The organism is Thermodesulfobacteriota bacterium (assembly GCA_026415035.1).
In the GTDB taxonomy this organism is placed as follows: domain Bacteria; phylum Desulfobacterota; class BSN033; order BSN033; family UBA1163; genus RBG-16-49-23.
Genome location: JAOAHX010000027.1, coordinates 22,769 through 34,216, shown reverse-complemented (window position 1 = coordinate 34,216; position 11,448 = coordinate 22,769). Strand labels below are relative to the sequence as shown.

The window sequence follows — 11,448 nt, the reverse complement described above, 5'->3', positions numbered from 1 at the left end:
CCAATCGTCCCCACATTCACATGCGGCTTCGTCCTCTCAAACTTCGGCTTCGACATGGCTCCTCCCTCCTTGAGTTCGGGTGTTTCTCAGGCGACCTTTTTCAACTCCGTGAGGATCTTCTCGCTCACCGAAGAAGGGACCGGGTGGTAATGAGAGAATTGTAAGGTGAAGGTCGCTCTTCCCTGCGTGAGTGACCGAAGATCGGTGACATAACCAAACATATTGGCCAGGGGGACCTCGCCCGCAACCACATTCGTCCCCTTTCGATATTCGAGACGGGTCGTCCTCCCTCTCCTGGCGTTGAGATCGCTGACGACCTGGCCTACAAACTCCTCAGGGGTGATGATCTCGATGGCCATCATCGGTTCGAGGAGGATGGGATTGGCCATCCGGGCCCCCTCCTTGAACCCTAAGGAACCGGCGATCTTGAAGGCCATCTCCGAAGAGTCCACCTCGTGGTAGGATCCGTCGACGAGGGTCACCTTCACATCCACCATGGGGAACCCCGCAAGGATCCCTTTTTCCATGGCCTCCCTCACACCTCTTTCGATGGAAGGGATATACTCTTTGGGGATGGTCCCGCCGACGATCCGGTTCACAAATTCGAAGCCCTGACCCGGAGGATTGGGTTCGAGGATCAACCAGACATGGCCATATTGGCCCCTGCCGCCGGACTGCCTGACGAACCTCCCCTCCGCCCTCACCGTCCGGGTGATGGTCTCACGGTAGGCGACCTGCGGTCTTCCCACGTTGGCTTCTACGTTGAACTCCCTGAGGAGTCGGTCGACGATGATTTCGAGGTGGAGCTCGCCCATCCCGGAAATGATCGTTTGGCCGGTCTCCTCATCCATTTTGACTCGAAAAGAGGGGTCTTCCAAAGTCAATTTGTGGAGGGCGGATCCTAACTTGTCCACGTCTCCTTTGGTCTTGGGCTCCAGGGCGACAGAGATGACCGGCTCCGGAAAGGTCATCGATTCGAGGATGATGGGGTCCTTTTCCGTGCAGATCGTATCCCCCGTCATCGTATATTTAAGGCCGATGGCGGCGAAGATATCTCCCGCCGAGACCTCCTGGATCTCCTCCCTTTTATTGGCATGCATCTTCAGCAATCGACCGATGCGTTCCCTTTTGCCTCTGGTGGGGTTGAAGACCGTATCGCCCGACTTGAGCGATCCGGAGTAGATCCGGAAGAAGGTGAGCTGCCCGGTGAAGGGGTCGTTCATGATCTTAAAAGCGAGGGCGGAAAGGGGATGCCCGTTGTGGGCCGAGAAGGTCTTTTCCCCTCCTTCCAGGTCGGTTCCCTTCACCAATGGGAAATCGAGAGGGGAGGGGAGGTAGTCGACGATCGCATCGAGAAGGGGTTGAATCCCCTTGTTTTTAAAGGCGGATCCACAAAGCACGGGGGTCCCTTGCAAGGTGAGGGTGGCTTGTCGGATGGCCCTTCGGAGCTCGGAAGGGGAAATTTCTTTCCCCTCGACGAACTGTTCGAGGATCGAGTCATTAAATTCGGAGAGCTTCTCGATCAGAAGCTCCCTGCGTCTACGGGCCTCAGGCTGGTAGGCCTCGGGGATGTCGACCACATCGATGCGAGTGCCGAGGGTTTCCGGGTCGAACAGGAGTGCCTTCATCGAAATGAGGTCGATGACCCCTTGAAATTCCTCTTCCTTTCCGATGGGGATCTGGAGGAGCAGCGGAGCGGTCTTTAACCGATCGACCATCATTTGAAGACACCCCTCCAGATCGGCGCCCACCCGATCCATCTTGTTGACGAAGGCGATCCTCGGGATCCCGTACTTATCGGCCTGTTTCCATACGGTTTCGGATTGGGGTTCCACACCCCCGACCGAGCAGAAGACGGCCACGGCGCCGTCGAGGACGCGCAGGGATCGCTCCACCTCGATCGTAAAGTCCACGTGGCCTGGGGTATCGATGATGTTGATTCGGTGGTCTTTCCAGAAGCAGGTCGTGGCGGCGGAGGTGATCGTTATCCCCCTCTCCTTTTCCTGCTCCATCCAGTCCATCGTGGCCGAACCTTCGTGGACCTCCCCCATTCGATGGGTGACGCCCGTGTAATAGAGGATTCTTTCGGTGGTCGTCGTCTTTCCCGCATCGATATGGGCCATGATCCCGATATTTCGGATTCTCTCTTTCAGGGCGTTGGACACTTCCAAACCTCGACCTCTTGATCGATACCGGGCCCTCCGGTTTCTCCTACCATCGATAGTGTGCGAAGGCCTTGTTCGCTTCGGCCATTTTATGGGTATCTTCCCTTTTCTTCACCGCGGCCCCTCGATTGTTGGCCGCATCAATCAATTCGGCACAGAGCTTCTCTTCCATCGTCTTCTCGGATCGCTGTTTGGCGTATCCGATGATCCAACGGATCGCCAAGGAGGTTTTTCGGTTAGGCCTCACCTCCACCGGGACCTGATAGGTGGCCCCGCCGACCCTCCTGGGCCGGACCTCGATGAGGGGTTTCACATGATCCATGGCCTGATAAAAAATTTTGATCGGATCGGAATGGGTCCGTTCGCGGATGAGATCGAGGGCCCGATAGAAGATGCGTTCGGCCACGCTCTTTTTCCCCCGGCGCATGATGCCATTGATGAATTTGGCCACCAAAACATCATGGTATTTCGGGTCGGGCAGAATTTCTCTCTTTTTGACTTCCCCTTTCCTGGGCATATGGACTCCTTCTCAGGGCCTCGATTCAAAAAGAAAAGAAGATCTTATTTGGGTTTCTTGGCCCCGTAACGGGAACGGCCCTGTTTGCGGTCCTGGACGCCAACGGCATCGAGGGTCCCTCGAATGATATGGTAGCGGACCCCTGGCAAATCCTTCACCCTACCCCCACGGATGAGGACCACGGAATGCTCCTGAAGGTTGTGGCCGATTCCGGGAATATAGGCCGTCACTTCAATCCCGTTGGTCAGCCTCACCCTGGCCACTTTTCTGAGTGCCGAATTTGGTTTTTTGGGAGTGGTGGTATAGACCCTCACGCAGACCCCTCTCTTTTGGGGCGAGCCCGTCAGGGCAGGCGCTGAGGTTTTGCTCTTGACCTTGGCTCTCCCGATTCGGACAAGCTGATTGATCGTTGGCATCGCGATCCCCTTCAACTAAAATAAATTCAACAGGTTACTCGGCCATGAACTTGCCCGCCGTTTAAAACAAAAAACTTTTTAATATTATCTGAAAATGTTTTATTTGTCAATAACTATTTTAGGTTTTTAAGTGGGGAAAAGGGGCCGACCCAGTGGTTGCAAAAGCAGTTTTTTAACTCATTTTTAAAAAAAATTCAATTCGTTGGGCCGCTGTTAAATCGTCTGTTTCCAATCTTTGGTCTTCAGGAAATGCCTACGATGAAACCCCTCCGGTTTCGCTATGGATCGGATCCCTCGATCCGGAGGAAGGGGAGGATCATGGGCCCGCTTCTTTAGACCATTTATTTAGGGTTTTCGGGGGCCCCTTTCCTCCAAGTCGTTGACTCCAGAACTTGATCAATTATATATATGAAGATAGATTTTTTGAAGGAGAGATCCGATTTACGAGAGAAGGACCTACCGAAATCTGGTCACACAGAACGACCTCGTTCGGTTCGAGGTGGTTGTAAAAGAGACCGATCTGCTCATCCGTGCCAAAAGGGACCTCTTCAAGAAAGCCAGGGATTCCGTGCTCGCTTATCGACACCAACTCGAGACCTATATTGCCCAGCACCCTTCTTTCGGGACGAGTCTGATCCCAGTTGGGGAAACCGATCATTGTCCTGAAATGATCAAAGAAATGCTCAAAGCCTCGGTTCGGACCGGCGTCGGACCGATGGCCTCGGTGGCAGGGGCCATTGCCCAGTTCGTCTCAAGGGACCTGCTCCCATATTCGGACGAGGTGATCGTTGAAAACGGAGGGGATATCTACCTCGTCTCCCAAAAAGATCGAACCATCGGCCTTTATGCCGGGTCCTCCCCACTAAGTTTAAGGATCGGGATCATGATCGAGGCCGGGATGACCCCCCTTGGCATCTGCACCTCTTCCGGAACCGTCGGCCACTCCCTCAGTTTTGGGAAGGCCGATGCGGTCTGCGTCCTTTCCAAATCCGGGGCCCTCGCCGACGCAGCGGCCACGGCCATCGGGAACGTCGTCAAAGAAAAGAGGGATATCGAAAAGGGTCTGGAAATGGGGAGAGAGATTGAGGGGATCTCGGGGGTATTGATCGTCGTGGGCGAGACGTTGGGCCTCTGGGGAGAGATCCGATTGGTCAGGCTTTGATTCGATGAAGACCGTTTCGATTGCCACGGTCGGCTGCAAGGCGAATCAGTTCGACTCCGAAGCCCTTCTGGAGCAGCTGAGGGCGCTGGGCTATCGCCCGGTCCCTTTCGAATCGGGAGCCGACGTGATGATCATCAATACCTGCACAGTGACCCACCGGGCCGATTTCGATTCGAGACAGATGGTGAGGAGGGCCCTGCGGAGACATCCTGGATCGATCGTCATCGTCACGGGATGTTATGTCCAGGCAGACCCAGAGACCTTCGCGAAGATGGGAGGGGTTCGATATCTCTTCGGCAACCGTGAAAAATTCTCCATCCCGAGCCTCCTCCCACAATTGGAAAAGGGAGGGCTTCCGAAGATCCAGGTGGGAGACATCCATCGGGAGCGCACCTTCGTCGACCTTCCGGTTTACCGCTTTTCCCGTCGAACCCGGGCCTCCCTCAAGATCCAGGAGGGGTGCGATCACCGATGCTCCTATTGCATCGTCCCCCTCGTGAGGGGGCCTTCGAGGAGCCTTTCTCCCCAGAGGGTGATGGAGCATCTGGCTCAATTGAAAGGGGAGGGATTTCAGGAGGTCGTTCTCACCGGGATCCATCTCGGCGCTTACGGCCACGATCTACACCCTCCCTCTTCCCTCGGCCAGTTAGTTGAAAGGTTGGAATCGGAGGATACCCCTGCCCGGATTCGACTCAGCTCGATCGACCCCCTCGATGTGACGCCCGATCTCATCTCCCTCCTTTCTAAATCGTCCAAGGTCTGCCCCCATCTCCACATCCCCATCCAGAGCGCAGAGGATGAGATTTTGGGCCGGATGAACCGAAACTACGACCGTAGGTTCCTTTCTGAGCTCTTCGAACGATTGAGCCAATCCATTTCGGGAATCTCCATCGGCGCCGATGTGATCGTCGGATTCCCCGGAGAGACGGAGGAGAAATTCGAGAAGACCTATCAGTGGATCCAAGCGGCTCCGGTCTCCTATCTTCACGTCTTCCCTTTTTCGCGCAGGGAAGGAACGCCCGCGGCAGATCTCGATCGACAGGTCCCCGCGGAGGAGATCCGGAGGAGGGCCAAGAGGATGAGGGAATTGGGAAGGGAGAAGAGGAGATCTTTTTATAGCCGGTTTCTCCATCACACCCTCGAGGTATTGGTCGAAGGCCGGGAAATGGGGGGAAGAGGCCCGGCGAGATGGAAAGGTCATTCAAGAAACTATCTTCCTGTCTTTCTCACCGTGGACGGGGAGAGGGATCTTTCCAACCGGGAGGTAAAGGTCTTCGTCACGGGATGGAATGACCGGGGAGTGGTCGGCCATCTCACGGAGGGCGACGATGGATGAACAGCGCCTGAAGGCCCTAAGCGAGCTGGAAGAGCGGCTGGGATATCGATTCCGGGAGAAGGCGTGGCTGGATCGGGCGCTCACCCACAAATCCTATGTCCACCAAACCGTGGCCCCGAGCCGGTCTTCGAACGAGGTCCTGGAGTACCTCGGAGATGCCGTGCTCAATTTGGCGGTCAGCCACCTCCTGATCGAGGGGTTTCCCGAGGCCCATGAGGGCCTGCTCTCGATGTGGCGGTCCCATCTGGTGAAGAGGAGTTCCCTGGCCTTTTTCGCCAAACAGCTCAGGCTGGATCACTTCCTCCTCGTCGGAAAAGGGGAGCAGCGTGACGGAGGGGCCAATAAGGCCTCGATCCTGGCCAATGCCTTTGAGGCCCTCATCGGGGCCGTCTATCTGGACTCGGGATACGACCAGGCGCTGAGGGTTGTCCGGAATCATTTCGAACCCTACTTAGGGATGGAGGGATGCTTGGCCCTTTCCCAGGATTATAAGAGCCTCCTTCAAAACTTCGTTCAGAAGGAGATGGGGGTCATCCCCCGTTATCGGGTGTTGAGGGAGGCCGGGCCAGACCATCGAAGGGAATTTCAGGCCTCCGTGATGATCGGGGAGGAGATCAAAGGGACGGGATGGGGAAATAGCAAAAAGAAGGCCGAACAGGAAGCGGCCCGGTTCGCCCTGGGGAGGCTCAGGATCGAGCGGATGAAGACGGAGGGATGAGAATTTCTTTGACGCCTCTTATCCTCCCCATCTTCCTTCCCCACCGGGGATGTCCTCATCGATGCCTCTTCTGCAACCAAAAGGCATGGGCAGAAGCTCCCCTCCCTCCCGGGATGGTCAGCGACCTCATCGAGGCCTTTCTTGGCCGATCTTCGTCTCTCTTGGAGGGACGGGAGAAGCAAGTGGCCTTCTATGGAGGGAGTTTCACGGCGATGGACAAGGAGGATCAACTTGCCTATCTGCGGGTGGTCCAGCCTTTCCTCCTTTCTGGACAGGTCCATTCGATTCGCCTCTCAACCCGGCCCGATGCCCTGGGTCAAGATGCCCTGGATCGTCTCGAACAGTACGGGGTGAAGACGGTTGAACTGGGCGTCCAGTCCTTGTCCGAAAAGGTCTTGGCCCTTTCCCAAAGGGGTCACACGGTGGAGGATTCAATCGCTGCGATCCGGGAATTGAAGGAGCGGGGGTTTGAGGTGGGCGTCCATTTGATGATCGGGCTTCCTGGCGACACCTGCGAGGGCTTTCTCCAATCCCTGGACCGGGTGATCGAATTGAAGCCCGATTTTGTGAGGATCCATCCGACGCTTGTGCTGAGAGGCTCCCCCCTTGAAGCGTTCTACAAGAGGGGAGCATATGTTCCCCTCTCCCTGGAGGAGGGAATCGAGTGGTTGAAGAAGGGCCTTTTGAGGCTAAGAAAGGCTGGCCTCCCCCTTGCCCGGATGGGTCTGCAGCCGACCCGGGAGCTGGAAGCCCATCTCCTGGCTGGCCCCTATCACCCCGCCCTCCATCAGCTGGTCGAATCGGCCCTCTTTTATGATCTCTCGGAGCACCTCCTGAGGGTCCATCTTAAAGGATCTTCTCCGGTCTTTCTCTGCCATCCGAAAGACCTTACCAACCTGAGGGGGCAACGGGACGAAAATCTTCGGAGGTTGACCGGGCGGTTCAAACTGGACCAGATCTCCATCAACCTGAGGGAAGATTTCCCACGGGGGAGGCTGGGGCTTCTTCTTCCGGAGGGGGTTGTCTCGAAGGATTGGGCGGCCCTCGGTCAGGACGCACCCTCCTCCTTCGCCCTCACCACGCAATAGACGCCCTCCCCCTCCCTTCCGGGTTTGAAGCAGAGGTTGTCAGAGCGACAGGCGGATCGGTGACGCTCGCCCCTTTTCCAGCGAAGGATCAGGTCGGGGTCCCGGATGAGGGGTCGGCTCATCGAGATGTAATCGGCAACGCCATCCTGGAGGAGCTTTTCTGCGACCTCAAAGGACCGGATGCCCCCGACCAGGATCAAGGGGATTCCCACCTCTCCTCTCATCACCTTCGCCTCTTCCTGGAAATAGGCCTCCTTCTCCCTCGAGTCGATCCCCTGGCGGCTGGGCGAGAACTTGCCGGCGATGATCATGCCGCCGCTGAGCTCGATGGCATCGATTCCACCCCGGGCCAGGATCTTTCCGATCTGGACCGACTCTTCAAGGCTCAACCCGTTTTCGATGAAGTCTCTGCCGTTGAGTTTGATCAGGATTGGATAGTCTTCGCCCACCACCTTCCGGAGGGCCTCGCAGATCTCGAGATGGACCCGGACCCGGTTGCGCAAGTCCCCACCGTATTCGTCCTGCCGCCTGTTGAAGGCGGGAGAGAGGAACTGGTTGAGAAGGTAACCGTGGGCAGAATGGATCTGAATCCCGTCGAAACCCGCGGTCTTCGCCCTTCGGGCGGCCTCTGCAAAGGCCTGGACCAGCTCCTGAATGGCCGGCTTGGTGAGCTCTTCGACCGGAGAAGACGACGAGCCATCTCCTGAGACAACCAGGGGAGGTCTTCCGATTCCCTCCCTCCATGCGAACCTTCCGGCGTGAGACAGTTGGAGGACGATCTTCCCACCCTGAGCATGGACCGCCTGGGTCATTTCTTGAAGCCCATGGACGAGATCGTCCTGGTGGATGCCGAGCTGAAAAGGGCTCGCCTGTCCCTCCGGCCGGACATAGGCATGCCCCGTGATGATCAATCCGACACCGCCTCTGGCCAGGCGGATCATCGTTTCCACCAGTTTTGGGGAGACCGCTCCCTTGGGTGTGGCCATGCCCTCCCAGGTGGCGGAGCGAACGAATCGGTTGGGCAATTGCAGTCCCTTGATCCAGGTGGTTTCGAAAAGGTGCCTCATGGACGGACCTCCGTTTCAAAAAAGGCTCAAGCTCACTCTCTTCAAAAGCCTATCAGAGCAGGAGGGGAACGTCAAGGATTGGAAATCTTTTTAACTTGACAATTTCGATGGGTTGTTCTATTCAATAGGGGCAAATTAAATATTTCACAAAAAGCCGGAGGTTTCGGAAGGTCAGGGCCGTTTGAGATTCCGAAACGAAAGGCCCCCGAATTTTTTCGACGTTGATCTCAGAGGGTTCGCCGATCGATGGGCTTGCTCGGGATTGAATAGGTCTCCCCGGGAGAGAATCGCAATGAAGATCACGATCAATGGAAAGGTAATTGTAGGAGAAGAGGGACAGACCCTCCTCCAGATGGCCAAAACAGGAGGCATCCGGATTCCGACCCTCTGCCACATGGAAAGCCTTCTTCCAACGGGGATGTGCCGGATGTGCGTGGTGGAGGTTCAGGGCCTTAAAAGTCCTGTGACGGCCTGCAACACCATGGCCCAGGACGGCATGGTGGTGGAGACCGAGACCGAAAGGGTTCGCGAGATCCGCAAGGAGGTCCTACAGTTCCTCCTGGTGAACCATCCTCTTGACTGTCCGGTCTGTGATAAGGGAGGGGAATGCGACCTCCAGGATTATGTTTATGAATACGGCATCACGCAGGCCCTGTACCGGGTGGATGCCCCGGCCAAAGAGCCCAAGACCTATGCCACGCCCGCGATCAAATACCATCCGAATCGCTGCATCCTCTGTAGTCGATGTATCCGAACCTGCCGGGAGGTCGTCGGCCGGGAGGTCCTTGACCTCCAGGGAACGGGCTTTGAAGCACGGGTCGAACCGGTCCGGCCAGAGCGGTGTATCTCCTGCGGAGAATGTCTCTCTGCCTGTCCAGTGGGAGCGCTCACGGAGAACGTCAGCGCGATCAAGGGGAGGAAGTGGCAGGCCAAGAGGGTGACCACCGTCTGCGGATACTGCGGCGTGGGCTGTGCCCTCGAGGTGAACGTGGTCCAAAACCGGGTGATCAAGGTGACGACGCGGGAAGGGCTCGGCACGAATCAAGGGGTTCTCTGCGTCAAAGGACGGTTCGGATTCGAATTTGTCCACAGCCCTGAAAGACTCCGGACCCCCCTTATCAAAGAGAACGGGAGGTTCAGGGAAGCGGGCTGGGAGGAGGCCTTGAATTACGTCGCGAACAAGCTCAGGGAGATCAAGGCCAAGTACGGGCCCAATAGCATCGCGGGCCTGGCCTCCGCACGGGTGACCTGCGAGGAGAACTACCTCTTTCAGAAGTTCCTTCGGGCGGCCATCGGAACGAACAACGTCGACCACTGTGCCCGTCTCTGACACTCCAGCACCGTGGTCGGTCTGGCCACGACCTTGGGCTCGGGCGCCATGACCAATTCCATCGCCGATTTCAAGGAGGCGGATCTCCTCCTGGTGACGGGAAGCAACACGACCGAGACCCATCCCGTGATCGGGATGCTCCTCAGACATCGGGCCCGTTTCCACGGGGCCAAGATCATCGTCGTCGATCCGAGGCGGATCGACCTCACCGAGGAGGCCGACCTCTTCCTTCAGCCCAAACCCGGGGATGACATCGCCTGGCTGAACGGGATGGCCCACATCATCATCCAGGAGGGTCTCTATAACAGGGCCTTCATCGAGGCCCATACCGAAGGCTTCGAGGCCTTCAAGGAGAAAGTCCGCCAATATACGCCGGAATATGTCGAGGAGGTGACCGGGATCCCGAAAGAGGATCTCATCAAGGCGGCCAGGATGTACGGCACGGCCAAGAACGCGGCCATCCTCTACTGCATGGGGATCACGCAACACTCCAAAGGGACGGACGGGGTGAAGGCCATCTCCAATCTGGCGCTCCTCTGCGGACAGATCGGGAAGCCGGGCAGTGGCGTCAATCCCTTAAGAGGGCAGAACAACGTCCAGGGGGCCTGCGACATGGGCGGTCTGCCCAATGTCTATCCTGGGTATCAGCCGGTGGCCCTCCGGGAGAACCGGGAGAAGTTCGAAAACTTCTGGAACGCCCCGCTCTCCGACAAACCCGGTTTGACCGTCGTGGAGATGGGCGAGGCGGCCTACCGGGGAGAGGTGAAGGCGATCTACATCATGGGCGAGAATCCCATGGTCACCGACCCTGATCTTTCTCACCTTCAAAAGGCCTATGCCAAGCTGGAACTCCTCGTCGTCCAGGACATCTTCCTCACCGAGTCTGCCCAACAGGCTCATGTCGTCTTTCCGACCCTGAGCTTCCTCGAGAAGGACGGCACGTTTGTCAACACCGAGAGGAGGGTTCAGCGGGTGAGAAAGGCCCTCGAAGGTCCCGAAGGCGCAAAGGCCGACTGGGAGATCATCGCAGAGATCTCCTCCCGATTCGGATATCCCATGTCTTATCGAGGCCCGGAGGAGATCTTCGAGGAGATCCGGAAGGTCACGCCCCAATACGCGGGCATCACCTATGCCCGGCTGGAATCCGGGGGCATCCAGTGGCCCTGTCCCGATGTGAACCATCCCGGGACGCCGATCCTCCACCGCGGAAAGATCGCAAGAGGGAAGGGATTGTTTGTGCCCGTCGATTACACCCCACCCCCCGAAATCCCGGACCGGGATTATCCGTTCATCCTGAGCACCGGAAGGGATTATTACCACTACCATGCTGGGAGCATGACCCGGAAGGTGAGACTCCTCAACGAGATGTGTCCGGAGAGCCTTGTGGAGATCCATCCTTCGGATGCGGAGAGACTGGGCATCGGCGAGGGAAACTGGGTTCGGGTGATCAGCCGAAGAGGGGAGTTTACCTCAAAGGTGAAGATCACGAAGCGGGTGGCCAAGGGCGTGGCCTTTGCCAAATTCCATTTTTCGGAGGCGCCGGTCAACCTTCTCACCAACACCGTGCTCGATCCGGAATCGAAGATCCCGGATTTGAAATACTCTACGGTCCGGATTGAGAAGGCCCATCCTTAGACCGGAGCCAACCG

General features: G+C 57.2%; 9 protein-coding genes. 5 read left to right on the top strand and 4 right to left on the bottom strand.

Annotation, left to right across the window (positions count from 1 at the left end; genetic code table 11):
- Window positions 1-86: 86 nt before the first annotated feature.
- Genes fusA through rpsL form a run of 3 tightly spaced genes read right to left on the bottom strand, consistent with a single transcriptional unit; the run spans window position 87 to window position 3,098 of the window.
- Window positions 87-2,165: an elongation factor G gene (gene fusA, locus N3G78_13110; protein MCX8118851.1), complete on the bottom strand. Its 2,079-nt coding sequence runs from the start codon at window positions 2,163-2,165 to the stop codon at window positions 87-89.
- A gap of 46 nt (window positions 2,166-2,211) precedes the next feature.
- Complete coding sequence (gene rpsG / locus N3G78_13105) at window positions 2,212-2,682, bottom strand: 30S ribosomal protein S7 (GenBank protein ID MCX8118850.1); 471 nt, start codon at window positions 2,680-2,682, stop codon at window positions 2,212-2,214.
- A 44-nt stretch (window positions 2,683-2,726) separates the two neighbouring features.
- Window positions 2,727-3,098: a 30S ribosomal protein S12 gene (gene rpsL, locus N3G78_13100; GenBank protein ID MCX8118849.1), complete on the bottom strand. Its 372-nt coding sequence runs from the start codon at window positions 3,096-3,098 to the stop codon at window positions 2,727-2,729.
- A 439-nt stretch (window positions 3,099-3,537) separates the two neighbouring features.
- Between rpsL and N3G78_13095 the strand changes: the two genes are divergently transcribed.
- Genes N3G78_13095 through N3G78_13080 form a run of 4 tightly spaced genes read left to right on the top strand, consistent with a single transcriptional unit; the run spans window position 3,538 to window position 7,402 of the window.
- Window positions 3,538-4,260: a UPF0280 family protein gene (locus N3G78_13095; protein MCX8118848.1), complete on the top strand. Its 723-nt coding sequence runs from the start codon at window positions 3,538-3,540 to the stop codon at window positions 4,258-4,260.
- Window positions 4,261-4,264: 4 nt separating this feature from the next.
- The gene (gene mtaB, locus N3G78_13090) at window positions 4,265-5,596 is read left to right on the top strand and encodes a tRNA (N(6)-L-threonylcarbamoyladenosine(37)-C(2))-methylthiotransferase MtaB (GenBank protein MCX8118847.1); all 1,332 of its coding nucleotides are present in this window, start codon (window positions 4,265-4,267) and stop codon (window positions 5,594-5,596) included.
- Window positions 5,589-6,314 carry a ribonuclease III gene (gene rnc, locus N3G78_13085; protein MCX8118846.1) on the top strand — a complete coding sequence of 242 codons (726 nt, stop codon included), beginning with the start codon at window positions 5,589-5,591 and terminating at the stop codon, window positions 6,312-6,314. The genes mtaB and rnc overlap by 8 nt, the downstream gene beginning before the upstream one ends.
- Complete coding sequence (locus N3G78_13080; GenBank protein ID MCX8118845.1) at window positions 6,311-7,402, top strand: radical SAM protein; 1,092 nt, start codon at window positions 6,311-6,313, stop codon at window positions 7,400-7,402. Before rnc ends, N3G78_13080 begins: the two co-directional genes overlap by 4 nt.
- On the opposite strand, the gene N3G78_13075 is transcribed toward N3G78_13080, so the two are convergent.
- On the bottom strand, window positions 7,363-8,469 hold the full coding sequence (locus N3G78_13075; GenBank protein MCX8118844.1) for an NADH:flavin oxidoreductase: 1,107 nt from the start codon (window positions 8,467-8,469) through the stop codon (window positions 7,363-7,365). The genes N3G78_13080 and N3G78_13075 overlap by 40 nt on opposite strands.
- A 292-nt stretch (window positions 8,470-8,761) precedes the next feature.
- Here N3G78_13075 and fdhF point away from each other — a divergent pair, with 292 nt between their 5' ends.
- Window positions 8,762-11,434, top strand: coding sequence for a formate dehydrogenase subunit alpha (fdhF, locus tag N3G78_13070; GenBank protein ID MCX8118843.1), 2,673 nt, complete (start codon window positions 8,762-8,764; stop codon window positions 11,432-11,434).
- The last annotated feature ends 14 nt before the right edge of the window (window positions 11,435-11,448 follow it).